General features: G+C 27.6%; 22 protein-coding genes. 5 read left to right on the forward strand and 17 right to left on the reverse strand.

What is annotated here, in order from left to right; all coding sequences use genetic code 11:
* Positions 1-69 precede the first annotated feature (69 nt).
* Together fabV and LXD69_RS11135 are read left to right on the forward strand one after the other, a co-directional pair.
* Positions 70-1,260, forward strand: a complete 1,191-nt coding sequence (gene fabV / locus LXD69_RS11130) for an enoyl-ACP reductase FabV (protein WP_246915422.1) — start codon at positions 70-72, stop codon at positions 1,258-1,260.
* Positions 1,261-1,312: 52 nt separating this feature from the next.
* On the forward strand, positions 1,313-2,125 hold the full coding sequence (locus tag LXD69_RS11135; RefSeq protein ID WP_045971769.1) for an enoyl-ACP reductase FabI: 813 nt from the start codon (positions 1,313-1,315) through the stop codon (positions 2,123-2,125).
* Between the two features lie 85 nt (positions 2,126-2,210).
* Here LXD69_RS11135 and LXD69_RS11140 read toward each other — a convergent pair whose 3' ends face one another.
* The 9 genes from LXD69_RS11140 to LXD69_RS11180 all read right to left on the reverse strand — a co-directional run bounded on the left by LXD69_RS11140 (position 2,211) and on the right by LXD69_RS11180 (position 8,775).
* A complete protein-coding gene (locus LXD69_RS11140) occupies positions 2,211-2,621 on the reverse strand; it encodes a nuclear transport factor 2 family protein (RefSeq protein WP_246915424.1) in 411 nt (136 codons plus the stop codon).
* A gap of 2 nt (positions 2,622-2,623) precedes the next feature.
* Positions 2,624-3,151, reverse strand: coding sequence for a TetR/AcrR family transcriptional regulator (locus LXD69_RS11145; protein WP_045971765.1), 528 nt, complete (start codon positions 3,149-3,151; stop codon positions 2,624-2,626).
* A 118-nt stretch (positions 3,152-3,269) separates the two neighbouring features.
* Positions 3,270-4,493, reverse strand: a complete 1,224-nt coding sequence (locus tag LXD69_RS11150) for a DUF4272 domain-containing protein (RefSeq protein ID WP_246915426.1) — start codon at positions 4,491-4,493, stop codon at positions 3,270-3,272.
* Between the two features lie 75 nt (positions 4,494-4,568).
* Positions 4,569-5,195, reverse strand: coding sequence for an SGNH/GDSL hydrolase family protein (locus LXD69_RS11155; RefSeq protein WP_246915428.1), 627 nt, complete (start codon positions 5,193-5,195; stop codon positions 4,569-4,571).
* 355 nt (positions 5,196-5,550) lie between these two features.
* Positions 5,551-6,594, reverse strand: coding sequence for an ATP-grasp domain-containing protein (locus LXD69_RS11160; protein ID WP_246915430.1), 1,044 nt, complete (start codon positions 6,592-6,594; stop codon positions 5,551-5,553).
* Positions 6,594-7,268, reverse strand: a complete 675-nt coding sequence (locus LXD69_RS11165) for an NRDE family protein (protein ID WP_246915432.1) — start codon at positions 7,266-7,268, stop codon at positions 6,594-6,596. Before LXD69_RS11165 ends, LXD69_RS11160 begins: the two co-directional genes overlap by 1 nt.
* A complete protein-coding gene (locus tag LXD69_RS11170) occupies positions 7,256-7,744 on the reverse strand; it encodes a DinB family protein (protein ID WP_246915434.1) in 489 nt (162 codons plus the stop codon). The genes LXD69_RS11165 and LXD69_RS11170 overlap by 13 nt, the downstream gene beginning before the upstream one ends.
* A 37-nt stretch (positions 7,745-7,781) precedes the next feature.
* Complete coding sequence (gene msrB, locus LXD69_RS11175) at positions 7,782-8,252, reverse strand: peptide-methionine (R)-S-oxide reductase MsrB (protein WP_246915436.1); 471 nt, start codon at positions 8,250-8,252, stop codon at positions 7,782-7,784.
* Positions 8,253-8,331: 79 nt separating this feature from the next.
* Positions 8,332-8,775 carry a DUF4268 domain-containing protein gene (locus tag LXD69_RS11180; RefSeq protein ID WP_045966277.1) on the reverse strand — a complete coding sequence of 148 codons (444 nt, stop codon included), beginning with the start codon at positions 8,773-8,775 and terminating at the stop codon, positions 8,332-8,334.
* Positions 8,776-8,840: 65 nt separating this feature from the next.
* Between LXD69_RS11180 and LXD69_RS11185 the strand changes: the two genes are divergently transcribed.
* Together LXD69_RS11185 and LXD69_RS11190 are read left to right on the forward strand one after the other, a co-directional pair.
* Entirely contained in the window at positions 8,841-9,485 is a 645-nt protein-coding gene (locus tag LXD69_RS11185) for an NUDIX hydrolase (protein WP_045966279.1), read from the forward strand.
* Positions 9,486-9,581: 96 nt separating this feature from the next.
* The gene (locus tag LXD69_RS11190) at positions 9,582-10,385 is read left to right on the forward strand and encodes a lysophospholipid acyltransferase family protein (RefSeq protein WP_246915438.1); all 804 of its coding nucleotides are present in this window, start codon (positions 9,582-9,584) and stop codon (positions 10,383-10,385) included.
* A 41-nt stretch (positions 10,386-10,426) separates the two neighbouring features.
* On the opposite strand, the gene LXD69_RS11195 is transcribed toward LXD69_RS11190, so the two are convergent.
* From LXD69_RS11195 to LXD69_RS11205, 3 genes are read right to left on the reverse strand one after another with little or no spacing between them, the layout of a single operon-like run.
* Positions 10,427-11,287, reverse strand: a complete 861-nt coding sequence (locus tag LXD69_RS11195; RefSeq protein WP_045966283.1) for a TraB/GumN family protein — start codon at positions 11,285-11,287, stop codon at positions 10,427-10,429.
* Positions 11,284-11,925 carry a hypothetical protein gene (locus tag LXD69_RS11200; RefSeq protein WP_045966285.1) on the reverse strand — a complete coding sequence of 214 codons (642 nt, stop codon included), beginning with the start codon at positions 11,923-11,925 and terminating at the stop codon, positions 11,284-11,286. Before LXD69_RS11200 ends, LXD69_RS11195 begins: the two co-directional genes overlap by 4 nt.
* A 3-nt stretch (positions 11,926-11,928) precedes the next feature.
* Positions 11,929-12,423: an RNA polymerase sigma factor gene (locus LXD69_RS11205; protein WP_045966287.1), complete on the reverse strand. Its 495-nt coding sequence runs from the start codon at positions 12,421-12,423 to the stop codon at positions 11,929-11,931.
* A 115-nt stretch (positions 12,424-12,538) separates the two neighbouring features.
* On the opposite strand from LXD69_RS11205, the gene LXD69_RS11210 reads away from it, so the two are divergent.
* Complete coding sequence (locus LXD69_RS11210; protein ID WP_045966289.1) at positions 12,539-13,843, forward strand: NAD(P)/FAD-dependent oxidoreductase; 1,305 nt, start codon at positions 12,539-12,541, stop codon at positions 13,841-13,843.
* A gap of 117 nt (positions 13,844-13,960) precedes the next feature.
* Here the strand turns inward: LXD69_RS11210 and LXD69_RS11215 are convergent, their stop codons facing one another.
* From LXD69_RS11215 to LXD69_RS11235, 5 genes are all read right to left on the reverse strand, one after another.
* Positions 13,961-14,161, reverse strand: coding sequence for a hypothetical protein (locus LXD69_RS11215; protein WP_246915440.1), 201 nt, complete (start codon positions 14,159-14,161; stop codon positions 13,961-13,963).
* A 43-nt stretch (positions 14,162-14,204) separates the two neighbouring features.
* On the reverse strand, positions 14,205-16,142 hold the full coding sequence (locus LXD69_RS11220) for a T9SS type A sorting domain-containing protein (protein ID WP_246915441.1): 1,938 nt from the start codon (positions 16,140-16,142) through the stop codon (positions 14,205-14,207).
* 53 nt (positions 16,143-16,195) lie between these two features.
* On the reverse strand, positions 16,196-18,355 hold the full coding sequence (locus LXD69_RS11225) for a T9SS type A sorting domain-containing protein (protein ID WP_246915443.1): 2,160 nt from the start codon (positions 18,353-18,355) through the stop codon (positions 16,196-16,198).
* 154 nt (positions 18,356-18,509) lie between these two features.
* A complete protein-coding gene (locus tag LXD69_RS11230) occupies positions 18,510-21,101 on the reverse strand; it encodes a ligand-binding sensor domain-containing protein (protein ID WP_246915445.1) in 2,592 nt (863 codons plus the stop codon).
* 6 nt (positions 21,102-21,107) lie between these two features.
* A complete protein-coding gene (locus tag LXD69_RS11235; protein WP_246915447.1) occupies positions 21,108-22,163 on the reverse strand; it encodes a DUF3810 domain-containing protein in 1,056 nt (351 codons plus the stop codon).
* Positions 22,164-22,194 lie beyond the last annotated feature (31 nt).

A 22,194-nucleotide genomic window follows, 5' to 3' on the forward strand; every position in this document is an offset into this window, starting at 1 on the left:
TGTTTCTTCAAATTATAAGTAAATAGTAGCTATAAAAGATTACCTTAATAGGTATAAATACACAACGATATGATAATAGAACCAAGAATGAGAGGTTTCATTTGTTTAACATCGCACCCAAAAGGATGTGAACAAAATGTAAAAAATCAAATAGCATATATCAAATCAAAAGGAATTATTGACGGTGCTAAAAAAGTATTAGTTATTGGTGCTTCAACAGGATTTGGATTAGCATCAAGAATTACAAGTGCATTTGGTTCAAATGCTTCAACAATAGGTGTTTTCTTTGAAAAAGCACCAAGTGAAGGTAAAACAGCTTCTCCAGGATGGTATAATTCTGCTGCATTTGAAGATGAAGCAAAAAAAGCAGGTTTATATGCAAAAAGTATTAATGGAGATGCTTTTTCAAATGAAGTAAAACAGCAAACATTAGATTTAATAAAACAAGACTTAGGTCAGGTAGATTTAGTTATTTATAGTTTAGCTTCACCAGTTCGTTTACATCCAGTAACAGGTGTTTTACACCGTTCTACATTAAAGCCTATTGGAGGAACTTTTACAAATAAAACAGTTGATTTTCATACAGGAAAAGTGTCAGATGTTTCAATTGAACCAGCAAATGAAGACGATATTGAAAATACAGTGACTGTAATGGGAGGAGAAGATTGGGCAATGTGGATGAAAGCTTTGAAAGATGCTGACTTATTAGCAGATGGAGCGCAAACTATTGCATATTCTTATATAGGGCCATCATTAACGGAAGCCGTTTATAGAAAAGGAACTATTGGGCGTGCTAAAGATCATTTAGAAGCAACTGCTTTTGAAATTGCAGACGAATTAAAATCGATTAACGGAAGAGCTTATGTTTCTGTAAATAAAGCTTTAGTTACACAAGCAAGTTCAGCTATTCCTGTGATACCTTTATATATATCATTATTATACAAAATAATGAAAGAAGAAGGAATTCATGAAGGTTGTATAGAACAAATTCAAAGATTATATGCCGATAGATTGTTTTCTGGGAAAGAATTGCCTTTAGACGATAAAGGAAGAATTCGTATTGATGATTGGGAAATGAGAGATGATGTTCAGGCTAGAATTGCTAAACTTTGGGAAGAAGCAACAACAGAAAATTTAAGTGAAATAGGAGACTTAGCAGGTTATAAGCAAGATTTCTTAAATTTATTTGGATTTGGTTTTGATGGGGTTGACTATTTAGCCGAAGCAAACGAAATGGTGCAAGTGTCAAGTATTCAGTAAATAAGCACTTTATTGTTGAAATAATTTTAAGTAAAATATATAATTACAATTTATGTATAATTTATTAAAAGGAAAAAGAGGAATTATTTTTGGTGCATTAGACGAAAATTCTATTGCTTGGAAAACAGCAGAACGTGTACATGAAGAAGGTGGAACATTTGTATTGACTAATGCTCCAATTGCAATGCGCATGGGAACTATTAAAGATTTAGCAGAGAAAACAGGTTCACAAATTATTCCTGCTGATGCAACATCTGTAGAAGATATTGAAAATTTAGTAGACAAAGCTGTTGAAATTTTAGGAGGAAAGATTGATTTCGTTTTGCATTCAATAGGAATGTCAGTAAATGTTAGAAAAGGAAATCATTATACCAATCAAAATTATGATTACACTCAAAAAGGATGGGATGTATCTGCCGTTTCTTTTCATAAAGTAATGCAAGTATTGCATAAAAAAGAAGCCATGGCAGAATGGGGAAGCATTGTAGCTTTAACTTATATGGCTGCACAACGTGTTTTTCCAGATTATAATGACATGGCTGATAATAAAGCATATTTAGAGTCTATTGCTCGTAGCTTTGGATATTTCTTTGGAAGAGATAAAAAAGTGCGAGTAAATACTATTTCTCAATCTCCAACACCTACAACAGCAGGACAAGGAGTAAAGGGGTTTGATGGATTTATTGCTTATGCTGATAAAATGTCTCCGTTAGGAAATGCAACAGCTTTAGATTGTGCAAACTATACAGTTTCTATGTTTTCTGATTTAACACGAATGGTTACATTGCAGAATTTATTTCATGATGGTGGTTTTTCTAATATGGGAGTAAGTCAAGCAGTAATTGATTATTTTGATAAAGAGTAATTTTTTGAAAATAAGAATAAAAAAAACTCCTAAACTTTAAAGTTTAGGAGTTTTTGCTTTTAGAACTTTAATTGATCATAATATATTATAATTTTCTATCTTTTTCTTCAATCTCTACATCATTTATACTGGCAAAACGTTTACTCATTAATCCGTTTTCGTCAAATTCCCAATTTTCGTTTCCATAAGCTCGATACCAGTTACCATCCTTTGTTTGATATTCATATTCAAACCTAACTGCTATTCTATTTTCAGTATGAGCCCAATATTCTTTTTTTAGTTTATAATTTAACTCTGTCTGCCATTTTTTAGTAAGAAATGTGATAATTTCTTCTCTTCCATTAATGAATTGATTTCTATTTCTCCATTCGCTAGTTATGGTATAAGCATTTGCTATTTTTTTTGCATCTTGACTATTCCATGCATCTTCTGCCATTTGAATTTTTTCTTTCGCTGTTTCTAATGAAAAGGGCGGAAGAGGATATTTTTGTTCCATTTTTATTTGATTAATGTATTAATAATATTTTTAGATTGTTCTATTAGTTCATTTGATTTGAACATTTGACTTTCAATGATACTACTCTCGAAAAGTAAGTACACATGATCAGATACATATTTTTCTTTTAGTATTTCAAAAAAATAATGCCTTAAATCTTTTTTATGATTTTGAATGCAGGTTAATATTTTAGTGTTTTCAGGTTGTATTTCCGAAAGAATGTTAAGAAAGCTACAGCCTCTAAAGTCTTCTTTTTCATTCATGTAAATAAGAAAATTAAAGCTTGAAATTACTTTCTCTTTTGCGTTATTTTTTTTCGAAGTAAATTTTATTAATTCTTCAAACCAGAACTGATGACGAATTTTTAAAAATTCAAGACATAAATTTTCTTTAGAACTAAAATGTTGATAAAAACTAGCTTTTGCAACTTTAGCTTCTGCAATTATTTGATTTATACCTGTTGAATTATACCCTTGTTTATGGAATAACTCAAAAGTTGTATTTAATATTCTTTCTTTCGGTAAGAGCATAAATTAATTCTTTATTGCAAATATAAACATTTTTAGTTTATACAGACAAGTCTGTCTATTGTTTTTAAATAAAAAAATCTCAAAATTTAGAACTTGAGATTTTAGATGAATTTATTTATTATGTGTCACAACTAACGTTATCCCAATCTTGTCCCATATAGTTGATAAGCCAATTTAATGCATAATGACGTTCATATACAATACCTGGATGAATTGTTTCTATATTTTGTTGGTTAATTCTAGCATCAACACAAGCCCAATCAAATCTATAGTATAAATCAGCCATATCCAATAAATCAGCTACAGAACGACTTTCGATTACATTGTTAATAAAATCATTAGGATCTTTATCTTGACCAACAGGATATTGCTCATAAGGAATTTGATTTAAATCACATAATTCATTTGGAAAGGCTAAAGTATCAAAGCTTTTTAAAGCCCACATTAAAGTATAAATAGCTTCACATTTCCATGTTTCATACATTTTCTTTTCTTCAGTTGGATCAGTTAAAAAGTCTTTTTCTTTAGGAGTAACAAATTCCCATAAATTGTATTCTTTTAGGTATTCTATTGCTTCTTCGCTTGAAATAGTATTAAAAGCTACCATATTTGTGACTGCCAAAACGCTAACTCTTCGTGCTATCTCTTTTATCGAACGAATAGTTGTTTCTTCTTCCGATTCAATACAAGGAAGATTTTTATTAATCTTAATATTATAATCGGTTAAAGTATTTTCATTTCTGTTTTTTCGTTCAAGTTGCTCGTCTGTAACAGTATTTTGTTCTTCATCAAAATAAATAGAGTTGATAGAAACATCTAATTTTTCAATTTCACAATTTCCTTCAGTGTCAATAATTAATTGTAAATTTTTATCTAAGAAATGCTGAGATGTTGATTTACTTATAATTGTATTTGGTTGAGTAAATATAACAGTATCAAATTTATTTGCAATTTCTTCAATTATAGACTTTAGTTGGTTAATTGTTCCTGCTATTTCTTCAACGGAAAACTCACTATTTAAGGTTAGTATTTTTTGAAGAAAAAAACCTTTTATTGCTTCGTTTCTTGTTGGTAATGAGCTTACATAACCATAAAGCCCTTTTAGGTTATCAGTTAATGAGCTATCACTAATTTGAGGAATTTGATAAGATGGTTCTTTTCTTTCTCTATAAGTAATCCTTATTTTTTTAGCTGGTTTTAAAAGATTTTCTTTTAATGTAATCTCTGCAATAGTAGATTCATTTTCTGTTTTTGTTTCTATTTTTGCTTTTGGAATTGTATTCTTTATTATTTCTAAAATAGTTTTAAAACCGATTTGATGTGAATAAAATGTGCAAATCATTTATGTAGTATTTTTTTTAAGTTTCAAAAATACTTAAAATGCTTTATTTAGATGAGGTTTAATAAAATAAAAAAATCATATTTTACTTAAATAATCTACTATTATATCCGCAGTAATTTGACTTCCTTCTAAAGAAGGGTGAAAACCATCTGAACTATAATAATTTAATTTTTTTGTTCTGTCAAAATGTTCTTTCCATATTTTCCCAACAGGAAGTAATATAGCATTATTTATTATTGCAGCATCACTATAATTTTTGATTACATTGTCAAATGAATGATAATAATTAAGAGAAGGCCAAACCATAAAATAGCATAATTTAGTATTGCTTTTTTTACATAAATCATTATATTTTTTTCCATAGTTTATTAACATTTCTCTTCCTTCTATTTGAGAAGAAGGACCTTGTTGGATAATGACATAGTCATGTTTATTCTGAGCAATATTTTCTTGAACTTTTTCATCATTCCAATGATCTGCAATCGAATAATTTGGGAAAGCAATCATTTGAGTTTTTATGATTAAATTTTTTTTCTTGCCAGTTTTCTTTATCAGTTTTGGAAGGTTATTAGTATAAGTAAGGCTATTTCCAATAAATAAAATACTAATTTCAGTTTTTGAATCAATATTGGGGTAATATGAATTTGATGAGCTAAAAATGATGCTCATAAAGAAAAATAATATAAGCTTTAATTTATTCATGTTTTAGAATATCTATAATAAAAATGTTTAGTTTTCTAACACAAAATCCTTGAAATAGATTAATTAAAAGACTTCTATGATAAACAGTATTATTTTATAATAATATCATATTTTGACAATAAGCCTTGCAATCCTTCTAGTGAAAATTGTGCTTTTTTTATTTTAAAATAAAACTAATTATAAATGTTCGAGTATATTTTAAAATTATAAATAAAAATTGTTAAATAAAATAATTTGTCCTTTTTAAATTAAAAAAAGAACTGTTTGTCTTGTTCTAAACAATCGATATAGATTATCATATAAAAAAACAACTTATTTATAAGTTGCTTTTAAGTTTTGAATATTTTAAGTAAAGTTAAAATTTTAGAATTGTATCGTAATATTCATGATGTTTTTTAAATTCTTTTATTCCCTCACTAAAAGTTAAATATCTGGCACCATTTTTTTTGTTGTGTGTGCTTATTTGATACATATATTTAAAATGTCTAGTAAGTTCTTTCCATCCATATAATAATGAATGTTTTGGATCATACATGTGTGTAGGTTCACTAATAGCTCCATTAATCTCTACTATTTGAAAGTTAATTCCATTTTCTAAATCTTCATAATTATTGAACATTATATCCATTCTGCCAAAATGAAACCCATTTATTTCATCACAAATTTTGTTAAAGGTATCAATCATTTTGGGCGATATTTTATCACTTGCATCAACAAATTTTGTACCTCTACAATGGTTTCCATAAGGAACTAAATTGATACTTTCATTTTTAGGTAATAGTTCGTCTATTTTATTAGGATACTCTTTTTCTAGAGCTTTTATTTGGAATTGATATCTTGGATCTTGGTTTAAAAGTTCTCTAATTGTATTTTTTCCATTTCCAGTTATAATTAAAAATTCTTTTTGCACTATTCCAGTAATCGTTCCTGTTCTTTCGTTTGGAAGTTTTACGTAAAATAGTCCTATTTCATTTTGAAATGGGATAAGATTTTGTATCAAAAAGTTAAAATCAGCTCGTTTGATATAATTTGTGAGTTCGGTTTCATTATCTATTTTTTTAACAGCAGTACCTCTTAGTCCAATATCTGGTTTACCAATTAAAGGATAGTTTAATTGATTATTTTCTATTGATTTTTTTACAACTTCAATTGATGTGTTTTTGATGAAAAGTAACGTTTTTGGATAGTATTTTTGAGGTATTAAATCGTAGATCTCTTTTTTTGACTCCATAAAGAATCCTCCATTTTTGATAGTGGGATTTGAAGCATTAAAGAAGAAAAAGGATCTAGCTTTTACTGCATAATATAAATATTGAAAATATACAGGAAAGTATACAATTTGGTAAGGCCAATACTCCCAATTAGTTAACTTATGGAGGAATAATTTTATTTTTTTCATTAATCGAATAAATCAATATATTGTAACGAAATAGTTTCGTTTTTAATTTCTACTTGAGTGATACTAACGGTTTTTAAAATATTATTTCGGTTAATTTGAAGACCAAAATCTTTGTTTGTTGACTCTGTAAATTGATGGAAATTTAGAAGAGAATTAGCTTTTATTTCTGAGTTTGTTACTAGAAATTTGTTGAACCAGTTATTTCGTTTTTCTCTTATTTCTTCTTCATATAGAGTTGATGAAGACCAAATGTGATTTTCATTACTGTTTAATTCAAGAGTAGTTTTTTCAATTTCATTCCACTGAAATTGATATAGTTTTATTCCGTTGAAATATACTATTGTAAATGGTTCAATGTTGTTTAAATCAATTGAATGCCATTCTTTTAAAGGGTTATCAGTAATTATTAAATCAATTAAAATAAGCCCTCTACTTTTTCTGTAATTCGTTTTTGGAATATGTTTTTCTTTTGCTCCGTTCAGTAGAACTAAGATGTTTTTTTTATCATGGGCAAACCATGTTCCACCTGCTTTTGGATCTTTTGGAAAAACTATTTCTTTATTTTTTATGATGTATTTTGTAGGATGAATAGCTCTCTCTCTAGCAACTTTCTCATCTCGACTTGATGTAATACAAAAACTATCTTTTAGACGGACAAAAGTTACTGTGCACATTGTGTTTTAAATTCTATTGTAGATTTAGCAACACCAAAGTTATGAGAAATTTCAATGTTTTGGTTTTTTATTATAGCTACTTTTATTAAGGCTTGATGATGTATACTGTGTTCTAGGTTATATAGAAGTTCTCTAAAATAGTTTGTATCAACACTAAAGCGTATTTGTAAAGTTCCTTGTTCAAGAATTAGCTTTTTATTTGGGAGTTCTATTTTTGATAAAATACTATTTATTGCTTTTTTTGCTTCTATAATGGAAGTTTGAATTAATATGTTTCTTGCTCTTTTATCATAATTTATAACTCCAGTATTATAATTATCAATTAAAGCTTGATAAAGCTCAATTATATGTCTAGTATGCTCTCCAATTGTAGCATTACTTAATTCTGGGTGACAAAATATATAGTCTTCATCATTAAGTTGATTAAGTAATTCTATAATTTCTGAAAAATTTTCTCTGATTGAAGTTATTAGCATATTTATATAATATAAGTTTAGATGTTTTTGTTTTAGGCTATTTATTATTTTTGGGAATGAATTTTATAGATACAGAATTTGTACAGAATCGTTTTCCAGTAGTTTCTTTTGGACCATCATCAAAAACATGCCCTAAATGACCACCACATTTTGCACACATTACTTCTGTACGTACCATTCCAAAAGTTAAATCTTCTTTATAAATTACAGAGCCTTTTATAGCCTGATCAAATGATGGCCAACCGCAGTGTGATTCATATTTTGTATCTGATATAAAAAGTTCATTTTCACAAGCAGCGCAGACATATTTTCCTTTTTCAAAATGATTCCAATATTTACCAGTATATGCTTTTTCGGTTCCTTTGTTTCTAAGTACTTCATATTGTTCTTCGGTAAGTTGAGATTTCCATTCAGAATTACTCTTTGTTATCTTGGGTTTTATTTCTTTTTTTGTTTGTGATTGACACGATTGTAATGCAATTAAAATTAGAATAAGATAAATTTTCATAATGTTATAATTTTAATACTCAAATATAATAATTAAAAAAATGAGAAAATGTTACATATCTAACATACAAAAGCGCTATTTATGTGTTCGTCTCTAAGTCATTTATATATTCTTCATGTTCATAAAAAAACCTTTCAAAAGCATCCATTTTTTCATTAAAAAAATCAAATATTTCGTTCCAAGTATTTTTATTATTAATGCTTATATTTCTTTTTTCAACCCAGATTCTACTAACAATTTTACCTGATTCTAAATGATAATCTCGTTCAAATATAGCATCATTTATGAAATCTTCAAAGAGTATAGTCTTTAAAGACTCTATTTTCTCATAATATATTATACGTTTTTTTTCTTCTTTTGGTTCTATTTCTAATAAAACTTGAGCTTTTTTATTGTCTACAAAGAATTTAAATGATACATCTTTAATTTTTGTGTTATATAAAAGCCATTTTCTAGGATATTCTTCGGCAAATTGTATCCAAAAGTCTTTTTTTATTCTTTGTGCTTCTTCTTTACTGTACATTATTCTTTAAAATATTAATTTATATTAAAAAATTGAATTAACTTTATCTGTTCAAAAAAAGAAAAATGTTATTTCAGAATTTTATTAAATATGTTCCAAAAATAGAAAAAGAAAAGTTGTTATCAACAGAAGCTCACTTAAAAATGGCTCCTCTTGAGAGAATTTCTTTTTTGAAAGAAATGGATTATCTTGAAAAGGAACCAAGAGAAGCGGCTGTATTAATGCTTTTTTATCCTAAGAATGCCCAAACACATTTAGCTTTAATTGTTCGAAATACTTACCCTGGAGTGCATTCTTCTCAAATTGGATTTCCTGGTGGCAAGGTAGAAACAGAAGATAAAAACTTAACGGAGACGGCTCTAAGGGAAACACATGAGGAGGTTGGAATTTCTCCAGATAAGATAGAGGTAATTAGACCGTTTAGTAAAGTTTATATTCCGCCAAGTAATTTTTTAGTTTCTCCTTTTATGGGAATTTCTAATGAAGAGTTAAAGTTTATTCCTGATTTTGATGAAGTAAAAAGTGTACTTGAATTTCCTTTATCTTTATTTTTAGATGAACGAACAATTACTAAAGTAAAAATGACTACTTCTTATGCAACTGATATTGAAGTACCTGCTTTTATGGTAGAAAAGTATGTAGTTTGGGGAGCTACAGCAATGATGATGAGTGAATTAAAAGAAGCAATTAAAAATGTAATTCAATTTTAGTAATTGTAATTTAACTTTTAGTTGTTTTTTATTAAATAAGAGATAGGTTTTATTACATTTGTAGCCCTATTTCTAGACTTAAATACATAAAAAACTATGGGATTGATAAAAAGAAATCCTTTTGGACATATATTATTTTTGAAAAAATGGTTAATTCGTATAGCAGGTGCTTTTACTCATAAACGCTATAGAGGATTTAATAAATTACATATTGAAGGATCTGAAATTATTAGATCATTACCAGATACAAACGTATTATTTATATCAAATCATCAGACTTATTTTGCAGATGTTGTTTCTATGTTTCATGTTTTTAATGCCGCATTGAAAGGAAGAGAAAACAATATAAAGAATGTAGGGTATTTGTGGCAACCAAAAATGAATATGTATTATGTAGCAGCGAAAGAAACAATGACAGAAGGATTGTTGCCAAAAGTTTTAGCATATGCAGGAGCTATAACCGTAGAACGAACATGGAGAGCGAAAGGAGAAGATGTTAAAAGGGATGTAAACCCTAATGATACTGAAAATATTAAAATTGCTTTAGAAGATGGTTGGGTTATTACTTTTCCACAAGGTACTACACGCTCTTTTAAGCCTGTAAGAAAAGGGACAGCTCATATTATAATGCAACATAAACCAATTGTAGTTCCTATTGTAATTGATGGCTTTAGACGTTCTTTTGATAGAAAAGGACTTAGAATAAAAAAGAAAGGAATTCTGCAATCTTTTGTTATAAAACCACCTTTAGATATAGATTATGAAAATGACACTGTTGATAGCATTGTAGAAAAAATTGAATATGCAATTGAGCAACATCCATCTTTTCTGAAAGTTATTCCAGTAGAAGAATTAGAAGAACAAGCAAAACTTGATAAAGAAAGAATGTGGAGATATTAATAAAATATCCCGTTATTTTTTGATAACGGGATATTGTTTTTTTATTTAATAGGCTCAACATTATAACCTTGCTTTTGTAATAATTTAATAACACCATTATTACCTGCTAGATGACCTGCTCCAACTCCTATAAATGTTGGTTTTTCTTTTACTACTTTTTCAATAATAGGAATCCAGTTTTTATTTCTTTTTATTAATAATTCTTCAGAAAATTTAGAAGTTATTTTATTATCTGAATCTTTGGTTAGTTTTAGCATTTCTTCAATGTTTTCACTTTTGTAAACCGTTAACATCTTTTGAATTTCTTTTTTATCATTAACTAACCCATTTTTTGCTACTTTCATTAGCTCTTCAATTTGTACTTTATAAGGTATTCTATCAAAAACAGCTAGCTGATCTTCTACAGTTTCTAAACCAAAAGTTTCTTCATTTTGTTCCTTAGATATTTTCATTAGTTCTAAATCTACTGCTTTCATTGGGCAATCGAGTAATTTAGGTAAATACATTGTTGAGACCATGAATGGTTTAAATGTATTGATTAGGCTTAATGAGTATCCAACATTTTTAATTAAAAAAGCATCTAATAGTTTTGCATCATCTTCAGATATTAAAGAAGTAATTGTAATACCATCTTTCATCATAAGCCCATTCATCATTGAAGCTTGTAAATTTGGATCATCCATATCTAATTCTAAATATAATTGATCGGTTTCTTCAAATGCTTTCATTACATCTTCATCTATATTTGTTTCACAAACAGCATGCATTGTTCCATATAAGTAAGAAGGTTTTTCTAATCCATTTCCAGAAATTTTCCATAGGAGGCTATTGTCTAATTTCTGAGCATTAGTAACCAAGGCAATAATAAAAGAAGTTATTGTTAAAATGATTCTAGTTGTCATAAGTCTAATTTTTTAAGTTCTTTATAATTGTTGTTTAATCGTTTTAGTAAAATGCCATAAATTAATTTATAGAATAGCCATATTAAAGCTATTATTATTAATGCAATAATTATATAGAAAGCGAATAATAATATATAGAAAATATTTGGATTCATACTTTGTGACGTTTTTTCAATAAGGTTATTTAAATTAGCGTCATATTTAATTTGGAAAGAAAACACTAAAATAAACATCAAAAATGTCATAATAAGGTTGTACCAAACATAGTATGTAACAGTTTTTCGGGTTTTTAAAATAGATTGCATTAATTTTTTTACAGTTTCAGTAGTATTAATATTTTTGAAATTTTTATAAAATAAAAAGATGAAAAATAGTATTACTGAATAATTAATAATACCTATAATAGGTATTATAATATTTAAATGATATGTTTCAAGTGTTTTGAAATAGTTTTCATCGGATGTTATAAAGCTTAAAGTAGTCCAAAATAAAATTTCTAAAATACTTATAATCAAAATCCATTTCACAATAGAAGAAGACTTCTTGTGTATCATCTTATAGATGTCTGTTTCCGTAAGTTGGTTGAAAGAATGATCTCTTTTTTTCCAATCTTTTTTTAATATATCTAGTTCATCCATTGGTTACGGATTTAATATTTTTTTTAATTTTCCTTTTACTCTGTTCATTTTCACTCTAGCATTTACCTCACTAATACCAAGTGTTTCTGATATTTCGGTATAATCTTTATCTTCAAGATATAAAAAAACTAATGCTTTTTCAATATCATTCAATTCACTTATGGCACTATATAGGAGTTTAAGTTGCTCTTCCTCTTCAAAATTGTAATCTTCTTGTTTTACTTTATGAAAAGTATTATCAAATTCAATTGTATTTAATGTTTTTTTCTTCTTACGATATAATGTAATAGCTGTGTTTAATCCAACTCGATATGCCCAAGTTGTAAATTTAGAATCTCCTCTAAACTTTGGAAAGGCTTTCCAAAGTTGAATAGTTATTTCCTGAAATAAGTCCTTATGTGAGTCTTCATCAGTAGTATATAACCTACAAATTTTGTGGATTATATTCTGATTTTCTTGTAATTGTTTTACAAAATGTTCTTCCGATGTTGAATTCATATTCTATAAGTAGTTATTTTATGAATGTTGTTACAAAGTAACATGAAAAAAAATATTCTTAATTTTAAAATTTAAAAACTTTGTATCTTTGGGACACATAAAGAGTGACTCAAAAATGAATATACCACGTAGTAGTTTCCCAAGAATTGTTATTATTGGAGGAGGATTTGCTGGCATTGCTTTAGCCAAAAAACTAAGAAATAAAAAGGCTCAAGTTGTATTATTAGACAAACATAATTATCATAATTTTCAACCGTTAATGTATCAAGTAGCAACAGGAGGCCTTGAGCCAGATTCTATTGCATACCCTATTCGAAAAGTTGTTCAAGAACATAATGATTTCTACTTTAGGTTAGCAGATGTGAAGGAGATTGATGCTAAAAAAAATAGGATAATTGCAGATATTGGAGAATTGAAATATGACTATTTAGTATTAGCTACAGGTTCTAAAACTAATTTTTTTGGTAATAAAGAAATGGAGCGAAATTGTATGGCGATGAAAACAATTCCTCAATCTTTGAATATTAGGAGTTTAATTCTAGAAAATTTTGAGCAAGCATTGTTAACTAATGATATAGAAGAACGAAATAGTTTAATGAATTTTGTTCTAGTAGGTGGTGGACCAACAGGTGTGGAGTTAGCAGGAGCTTTAGCAGAAATGAAAAAAGCAATTTTACCTAAGGATTATCCGGATTTAGATGTTCGAAAAATGGAAATTAATCTTATTCAAAGTGGTGATAGAATTTTGAATACCATGAGCGAACATGCTTCTAAAAAAGCAGAAGAATTTTTAGTAAAACTAGGAGTAAGTGTATGGAAAAATGTGCGTGTTACTGGATATGATAGTAAAACAGTTAGCACAAATTCTGATTTGTCATTTGATAGCGCAACAGTAATATGGACAGCAGGTGTTCAAGGAGCTTTAATAGGTGGTTTAGATGCTAATTCTTTAATTGAAAGAGCAGAAAGAATAAAAGTAAATCAATATAGTCAAGTAGAAGGTTATGATACTATTTTTGCGATAGGAGACATTGCAGTTATGGCTTTAGAAGATTTTCCACAAGGTCATCCTATGATGGCTCAACCCGCAATGCAACAAGGAAGACATTTGGCTGATAATTTAGTTCGTTTGCTTAATAAAAAAGAAATGATTCCTTTTGAATATAAAGATAAAGGATCAATGGCAACTATTGGAAGGAATAAAGCAGTTGTAGATTTACCAAAATATCATTTTAGTGGTGTTTTTGCGTGGTTTGTTTGGATGTTTGTGCATTTGTTTTCATTAATTGGTTTTAAAAATAAAGCAGTTGTATTTTTAAACTGGGTTTACAATTATATTCGTTTTGATAGAGAAGCAAGATTAATTATAAGACCTTATAAAAAGAAGCAAATAGCGAGTTTTACAAGTGATGAAATATAATTTTTATTATATTTTTATAGCTTTACTTTAATTAAAGAATTAACAATATTATATTTTATAAAAAAATCCGATTATGATTTATACATAATCGGATTAATGTTATTTAATTACCTAAAATTATTTTTTATCACTCCTAGTTATAGGGGTATAGTTTGGATTAGGGTTAGGATTTGCGACATTGTCATCTCCGACAGGACTACTTGATTCCGGATCATTATTAGGATCTGTTATTAAACCTTTACCAGTTATAGTATAAAGTTGATTTTTTTGAATTAGCTTTTCATTGAAATCGCTAATTTTTTTTAGATTTTTTTTCATGATTATTATATTTAAATGTTTAAGATTAAAAAAGTTATTGATATCATTCTTTAATAAATTGCTTTTTATAATTCCCTTTGTCAGTTTCTATATTAATTATGTAAAGCCCTTTTCTTAAATTGCTTAAATTTATTTTTTGCGTGTTAGATTCTGAATGAAATTTACTATTTAGATCAACTGTAAATCCTGTGCTATCATAAATTGTATAGGAAATTATTTTTTCAAATTCACCTACTGTAATTGTGATATTATCTTTAGTTGGATTTGGATAAATGTTTATCGTAGTATTTGTTTTATCATCTTTAAAATTTTCTAAACTAACGCTTATGCAATTTTGTACTCTAAAAAATTGAGCTGGTGCAGAATGCCAAGTTGGACCAACATCAAAAGTTACAATATATAATTTAGTAGGGTCAAATGATCGAGATGTCCATCCATTATTTGCAGAAGGTGTAGAAATTAAGCTTGTTAAGTTTATTGAATTAGGAGCTGTTCCTGAACCAACCCAACCACTGTAATAATCTGCTGGTATAAATTGCCAAGAGTTAAGATTGAACTCAGCAATTCTTATATGATAGCCTTGTTCATTTGTGCTGCAACTTCCATCAATTTCAATTTGAGGTAAACATAATATTTTTATGGATGTAGGTCCATACAAAGATGGTTCAGTTTGTTGACTATGGATGTTTTTAATGGAAAAACAAGCTCTTGGACAGTTTTTTACTGTTATCGTAGCACTTTGTGTTGTTGAGCAACTATATTTTGCACCATTAGTAACTTTGAAAGTATAATTGGTTGTTAGAGTAGGAGAAAGAGTTATAGGATTGGAATAAAAAGTTCCTACTAACGAAGCTCCATTATACACTTGCACAGGCCAATTACTAGTTGAAATGGTAAAAGAAGCATTATCTCCATTACAAATAGTTTGATTAGGGATAGGATTTAAAGTTGGTGCACAATTTAAATAGATTACTTTCGAAGATTCTACCCATTCACAAGAAACATTATTACTGGTCGCTAGCTTTACTCTATAATATTTATTACAAGGTAAATTTAAACTACTAGGAAAAGTGTATGGAGACGGATTTCCCCAAAGCCATTGATTATGTAAAGGAGAGCCTATTAAAATAGTTCCATTGTAATTACATTCTTGTATTTCCCACATGTGAGTTAATGAATTTTCACCTGAAGGTATTGATCCAGAAAAAGTTAGAGGAGTATTTGAACAATAAAATTTTGAAACATTAATTATTGGATTTATATCTGCTTTTTTTAAGGAAACATCATCTATAAAAAATCCATTAACACCATTTATATCTTTCATTCTAAACTCTATTCTATCATAGCCTTTTGCAGCGGCAGCACAATCAATTACAAACGAACCACCAGATTGTTGCCAGCTTCCTATTGTATTAATTTGTGAAGAAGTCCACATTACAGGAGAAGATGAATTACATAAATCCGTTGATTTTCTTAAAACAACTTCAATGGTTGCCCCAGGATCTGAAGATGGAAATGTAGTAATAGAATTATTACAATATCCTCGTCCTTTTATTTTTGAACCATAGAGAGAAACATTATAAGTTCCAGCAGTTAAAGGCTGAATTAATTCTCCAATTATAGATTCTCTTATACTATAGTTTGGATTTGCACTTGTATTTACTCCTCTCACACATTTTACATATCTATTTGTTCCTGTAATTCTTGGAGCTAAATTTTGTGTATGATTGTTGTTTGGAGCATTCCAATAGCATATTGTAGATCCAACTGTTTGTATATCAGGAGTAAAGAGATATCCCGTTATGGGATCAGTATCACAACCTTGTCTCCAATAAGGAACGTTCTCAGGAAAATTACCAGTATAATCTGGAGTGTATATAGGAATTGTTCCTTGTTCAAAACCATTATTTTTTATTAATTCTTGACTATAGGTATAATTAATAAAAAGTATAATTGCTATAAAGTATAATATTTTTTTCATCAGTATAATGTATTAAAAGCACTCTCTTTTTAAAAGAGAGTGCCTTATTGTTATTATTTTTTTATTATTTTTTTGGTAGTTGTTATTGTATCAGATGTGATTTTTACCAAATAAATCCCTGAGTTGTTATTTTCTAAACTAAGTTCAAAATTCTTTTTGCTCTTAAACTCTTCTGTGTAAATTATTCTTCCAGTAATATCTATAATTTCTAGTTTTCCATTACTTTCATTTTGTAATTGAATTGAGAAATCACTTTCTATAGGATTTGGATAAACGATCATAACGTTTTCATCTATTGGATTCTCATCAGATTTACTTACAAATAATTGTGAGCTACGACATGTTTTTACTGTAAAGAATACATCTGTTGAATGCCAAATAGGGCCAACAGCAAGTCTGAAACGATAAACGACACCAGTTTGTAAGTTAAGATTTGTACCTAAGAGTGTGCTAACATTTAAATAATTTGGGACTGTTGTTCCTCCTGGAACCCAACCAGAATACAATGGAGATCCAATATCTGACCATGTTGTTAAATCAAATTTTGCTAATTCTACAAAATATGAGTTCTCATGATGACTTGCTGAACCGTCAATAATAGCACCAGGTAAACAAACTTCAGGAACATTAATTGGCCCATACTTTGATGACATTGAATTAATTCGTTCACCGTTAGTAATTGACATTATAGCAGTTGGGTTACAATCTTGTATAGTAACTGTTATACTGTTTGATGGAGTTTTGCATCCTGACTTTGATATGGTTACAGTAACCGTACTTCCATTTCCAGGGGACATTTGTAATGTAGTGCCACCATTTTGAACAACAATACCATTTATATACCATGTAATTGTATAACCAGAGTTTCCAAATATTTCATAAGGAATTGAAATTGTAGGCATTCTTTCTCCTTTACAAACAACAATGTTACTTCCTAAATTTGGTTGAGGGATAGAGTTTGTAACACTAAAATGATGTGTTTCAGAACAGCCATATTGATTTGTAACTTTTAATAAAAAACTACCATGCAAGTTAGGAGTAAAACAAGAACTAGTACTAAGTAATGTTGAACTATTACTTCCTGCTGATGGTCCCCACCATTGATACGAATAATTAGAACCTACAGGTGCTAATGGAGCACAAATCTGTTCAAAATTGTTGCACATTGAAAAGATAGTAGGAAGTGGTATTTTAATACTTTTTAATAAATTAATAGTATAGGTTTTAGAACATTCTTCACCCGAATAGGTCATATAGGTAACAGTAATATTATATATACCAGAAGAGTTTAGTTTCAAATAATAATTACTATCAAAATAATTATTATTTGTTATATTATAATTATCAAAAACAACCAAATTATTAATTGTTATTTTTTTATAATTATAATCAAAAACGCTAATGTCACTTAAATAGGGTAAATTACCTCCACAAACATAGTTGTCAGAAATTAATTCAAATTCAGGTTTAATTATTTTTATTGAAAAACTGCAATTAAAAGAACATGTACCATTACTTAAGGTAACACTGTAATTTGTGTTTTGAGTAGGAGTATTTATTCTAGGATCATTTGGAAGCCAATTTGAAGCTGTTATTCCAGATTCTATTCCTAAAAGCATATTAGTTATTGATTCTCCTTCACAAATGTTCTTATTTGTAATGCAAATAGGTGCTTTTTTTACTTTAATTTTTAATGCTATAACTCTTTGACAACCAGAATTAGAGTTGTAAACTCCAGCAAAATGGCCATTGAGTACAGGCGCAATTAAAATAGTATGATAAGCATATTGTCCGGAACCAGTTGAGTTCGGAATTGTATATGTTATTCCAGTATTATTATTCCATATTTGATTATCAATAATTGTCCCAGAAGTACTCCATGCATTATCAAAAGATAAATTAGGATTTGTTTTATAAGTATATCCTGGTTTAACATCCCATAATGTAGTAGAAGTTAAGCTATAATTCCCAATTGAAGGAAGTAAAGACCCATTTGAAAAATTTTTAATAGTTATTTGATCTCCTTCACAAACAGATTGTGATAAGTCTATTTGTTGAGTATATAAATACCAACTATTTGCATTGTCATATTGAATAGGTGTATTCACTCCTATTTGTGTATTATTTGTATTATAAAATTTAAAACTAAAATTAAATTGAGCAGAAGCAAATAATACTGAGAACAAAAAAAAGAGAAGGACTGTTTTTTTCATGTTAAAATGTTTAAAAGTTTGTAGGATAAAAGTAGTACCTATATCGCATAAAGAAGCTTATTTTAAAGCATTTGTGATTAAACAGTATCTAAATAGTGATGAACAAATTAAGAAATGTGACGAATTGGTATTATAATGTGATAAATGTTTTATATTAAAAAAAGAGCTTTTCAATTTCTATTTCATAACTATTACTTACAGGAAGTTTTTCATCTTTAATTACAATCTCAGTTTTAGATTTTGATTCTACTTTGTCAATACGAATAATGTAAGAACGATGAATTCTTAAGTATTCTAATGGATCTGGTGTTGAAGAAATAAAATCACCTATTTTGCATCTTATTATATAGGTTTTGTTCTCTGTTTTAAGGTCAATATAGTTCCCAGAAGACTTAACATATAATATAGTATCTGTTTTGATTCTAATTTCTTTTCCAGCTTCTTTAAAAGCATAATATTTTTCTTTTCTTTTAATTTTTTTCATTAATAATCTTAATAATTCTCTAATAATATCTTGATTATAAACCAGAACTCTTGTTTTGAAAAATAGATAAATTAGAGTAATCAATGAAAAAATAGATAAAATGATAAACCAGCTTGTTTTCCAAAATGGGGCTTTTATTGAGATTGGAATTTTTAAATATTTAATATTTTTATCTTTAAGAGATGTTAATACTGCAACTTTAAAAATGTAATTTCCGTTTGGTAATGAAGGAAAAGTAATTTTTCTGTTTTTTGTATAATACCATTTTTTATCTAATCCTTCTAAAGTATATTTATATGTTAATTCATTATTGTTTTTAAAAGATATACCTTCAAAAAACAATTCAATCCTGTTTTCATAATAGGAAAGGTTTTTTAAACTTTTTATGGATGAAAGAGAATCATTTACATATACACGATTAATTTTTAAATAATTGTTTTTATCTTCTTTTACATTTTCAAACAATGATTCTGGAGCATAGACTAATCCTTTTTTTGATGCAATCCAAACGGTATCATTAAGAATCTCAACATCATTTATACCATCATTTAGAAGACCATTAGAGCTTTTTAATCCAGTAATCTTATAATGTCCATTTTTATCAAAAAATATTTTATTCAAGCCTGAATTTGTGCAAACCCAAATCTCATTTTTATTTTCAATATGAATTTCATTAACAATATCGCTTAAAAGACCTTCTTTTTTAGAAATTGAATATACATTTTCATTATTCTTGTTATATACAATTAATCCATTACCAATTGTAGCAAAGTACAATTCGTTTCTTTCTTCATTATAATCAACATCATCAACTCTATTTTTAAATAGACTATTTATTTTGGAAAGATCATGGAGTTTTTCATTGCTATAAATGTATGAACCTTCAAAAGTACCAAGATAAATGTCATCATTCCAATAACAAGCATCATGAACCCTAAATGGGAAAGCTATTAATTTATATGTATCATTATCTTTCCCGCTAACTAATGTTATTCTATTTATATGAGAAAAAATCAACCCTTTTTCACTGGGTTCTGAAACTTTTAATATATAAGCTATATATTTTTGCTTGTTTGTGAAATTTTCATTAATAATTAAATGATTGTGTGATTGCAGATAAATGTTATTTGTTTTAGCATCAAATTCTACAAATGCTCTTAGTTTTTCTTTTGAATTATAAATAATAGAAGAATTCCCTTTAGAATCAATTTTTAAGACTTTTCCATCATTATATCCTACAAAAATTTCATTTTTATTGTTTTTTGTGAGTGAGTTTATAGGTTTTCTTAATGGACTTTGGCTATATACTTTTATTTTGGGCTCTTTTATATAATAAACACCTGAATGAAGAGTTGTTAGCCAATAACCTCCTTCATGATCGATTAAAAAATTACTAATAGATTCATTTTCTAAGAAACTTTCAATGATATTCCCTTTTACATCAACAATTTTCCCACCACCATACAAATATCCAATGAAAAAATGTGTTTCATTCAATGCCTTTATATATAGTGGATTATAATTGGTTTTAATTTCTTTAACCTTGTCTCCATTTTTGTTAAATATAGAAATGGAATTAAGACTTTTGTGAATTAAATAATTATCATTTTTAAGTAGAATAACCTGATTTTTAACATTGTTCTCATTTTTAATAAAATTAAAGTCTTTATTTTTTACTTGAGAAGAATTATTTGATAAATAATAAAAAATAGCATTATTAGGTTTTTTTTCAAAAACAGTATATGTTTTTTCAATTGATAAATATGTGTTTTTTACCGTTTTAGTAGTAACTTTTCCATTATTTGAAATGGATAGTTTTCCATTCATAGATTCACAACCTATGTTTATAGTGTTATTATCATCTATATATAAATTTAAAATGGTTTGATTATTTTTTAAATATTTTGATAATAGGTTATTGTATTTATAAGGTTTAAATCCTGTAAAATTTTCATTAAAATAGAAAAGCTGGTTGTTAAAAGTTGAGCAATAAACAACACCGTTTTTTTGCGGATAAAGGTTCAGAACAACATTGTTTAGAACTCCATCTTTTATTCCAAATGTCTTTATTTCATAGCCATTGTAATTTGCAATACCTCTATCAGTTGCAAACCAAATTATCCCGTTTTTGTCTTGGTAAATATCATAAACTTGAGAACTAGGTAAGCCTTCATTTAATCCAAACTCTTTATAAATATAATCCTGAGAGTAACTGAATAGATGCAAAAAAAATAAAGGAAGAAAAGCTATTCTAAAACTCATGTTAAGTTAAAATTTTTCATCATATCTAATCATTAATCCAACAAATTTACTATAGCTTTCTAAACCATCTTTTTGTTGATTTAATTTTAAGAAATTATCATAAAAATATTCAAAAAAAGTATCAATAGGAGTGTGGTGATCTTTCCAAAAAGTTTCATTTTCATCAAAATTTTTTAAAACACCTTTATTTAATTTTGTTAAAAAAATATCGCTTTTACCTTCTTGAATTCTTTCCAGATTTCCTAAGCAATATCGAGTGATGAAATTATAAGCTGAATATTGAAAATAAATGTCATCATTATTAATAGCAGCAATAAAACCAATAAAATTGCATTCACTTTCGCTTCCTATTCCTGCTTGATGTGCCATTTCGTGACAAGTAGTCATTGGGGAGTTAAATTTTGGCTTTAGAACATTTACTTGTGCTTCATTAGTAAAAGGATTTAAATATCCTCCAAAACCCATATAACTTAAAGGATAACTTAAAAGAGAAGCTTTAATACTTTTGTTTGTATATTGAAAACATTTTAAATTTTCAGGCAAATTTTGATACCCATTTACAGCTAAATTAAAGATTTCTGTATCAGAATAAGGTATTTTCACAGCAATAGAATCATTCCCTGTGATTAATTTTTGTAAAGCATTTGTTTTACTAATCATTTTATAGGTAAAAGCTTCTAGCTCATCAATACTATACTCTTTTTTGATATTTAATTTTTCGTTTAGTGGAATTCTATAATAATTCATTCCCCATAAAAAGTGGAATAGAAAATAGAAAATAGAAAGCCAACTTAATACTGTTAATCCATTTGTTTTCCAGTTTTTAAAAAATCCTTTTCTATGCTTCCAAATTGAGCGAATTAAAAGAAAAATCAAAATGAAATAAATTATATCTCCAATAGAGAAAGGAATCCAGCCTAATATTCTTCTAGAAAGAAGAGCCATTTTAGGGTATAATCCATTACTATACCATTCTTCAATGAATGTTGGAAATTGTGCTAATGTTTTTACAAGAACAATTTGAAGTACTAATAATAAGGGAAGTATGTGTTTTTTTTGCAAAGCTGTAATATTAAAACGTAAATATAATTAG

Source organism: Flavobacterium sediminilitoris, assembly GCF_023008245.1.
Taxonomy (GTDB): Bacteria; Bacteroidota; Bacteroidia; order Flavobacteriales; family Flavobacteriaceae; genus Flavobacterium; species Flavobacterium sediminilitoris.

Bases quoted from the DNA above. Each gene is read 5' to 3' on its own strand.
- fabV (WP_246915422.1), top strand. From the start codon at position 70: ATGATAATAGAACCAAGAATGAGAGGTTTCATTTGTTTAACATCGCAC.
- LXD69_RS11135 (WP_045971769.1), top strand. From the start codon at position 1,313: ATGTATAATTTATTAAAAGGAAAAAGAGGAATTATTTTTGGTGCATTA.
- LXD69_RS11140 (WP_246915424.1), bottom strand. From the start codon at position 2,621: ATGGAACAAAAATATCCTCTTCCGCCCTTTTCATTAGAAACAGCGAAA.
- LXD69_RS11145 (WP_045971765.1), bottom strand. From the start codon at position 3,151: ATGCTCTTACCGAAAGAAAGAATATTAAATACAACTTTTGAGTTATTC.
- LXD69_RS11150 (WP_246915426.1), bottom strand. From the start codon at position 4,493: ATGATTTGCACATTTTATTCACATCAAATCGGTTTTAAAACTATTTTA.
- LXD69_RS11155 (WP_246915428.1), bottom strand. From the start codon at position 5,195: ATGAATAAATTAAAGCTTATATTATTTTTCTTTATGAGCATCATTTTT.
- LXD69_RS11160 (WP_246915430.1), bottom strand. From the start codon at position 6,594: ATGAAAAAAATAAAATTATTCCTCCATAAGTTAACTAATTGGGAGTAT.
- LXD69_RS11165 (WP_246915432.1), bottom strand. From the start codon at position 7,268: ATGTGCACAGTAACTTTTGTCCGTCTAAAAGATAGTTTTTGTATTACA.
- LXD69_RS11170 (WP_246915434.1), bottom strand. From the start codon at position 7,744: ATGCTAATAACTTCAATCAGAGAAAATTTTTCAGAAATTATAGAATTA.
- msrB (WP_246915436.1), bottom strand. From the start codon at position 8,252: ATGAAAATTTATCTTATTCTAATTTTAATTGCATTACAATCGTGTCAA.
- LXD69_RS11180 (WP_045966277.1), bottom strand. From the start codon at position 8,775: ATGTACAGTAAAGAAGAAGCACAAAGAATAAAAAAAGACTTTTGGATA.
- LXD69_RS11185 (WP_045966279.1), top strand. From the start codon at position 8,841: ATGTTATTTCAGAATTTTATTAAATATGTTCCAAAAATAGAAAAAGAA.
- LXD69_RS11190 (WP_246915438.1), top strand. From the start codon at position 9,582: ATGGGATTGATAAAAAGAAATCCTTTTGGACATATATTATTTTTGAAA.
- LXD69_RS11195 (WP_045966283.1), bottom strand. From the start codon at position 11,287: ATGACAACTAGAATCATTTTAACAATAACTTCTTTTATTATTGCCTTG.
- LXD69_RS11200 (WP_045966285.1), bottom strand. From the start codon at position 11,925: ATGGATGAACTAGATATATTAAAAAAAGATTGGAAAAAAAGAGATCAT.
- LXD69_RS11205 (WP_045966287.1), bottom strand. From the start codon at position 12,423: ATGAATTCAACATCGGAAGAACATTTTGTAAAACAATTACAAGAAAAT.
- LXD69_RS11210 (WP_045966289.1), top strand. From the start codon at position 12,539: ATGAATATACCACGTAGTAGTTTCCCAAGAATTGTTATTATTGGAGGA.
- LXD69_RS11215 (WP_246915440.1), bottom strand. From the start codon at position 14,161: ATGAAAAAAAATCTAAAAAAAATTAGCGATTTCAATGAAAAGCTAATT.
- LXD69_RS11220 (WP_246915441.1), bottom strand. From the start codon at position 16,142: ATGAAAAAAATATTATACTTTATAGCAATTATACTTTTTATTAATTAT.
- LXD69_RS11225 (WP_246915443.1), bottom strand. From the start codon at position 18,355: ATGAAAAAAACAGTCCTTCTCTTTTTTTTGTTCTCAGTATTATTTGCT.
- LXD69_RS11230 (WP_246915445.1), bottom strand. From the start codon at position 21,101: ATGAGTTTTAGAATAGCTTTTCTTCCTTTATTTTTTTTGCATCTATTC.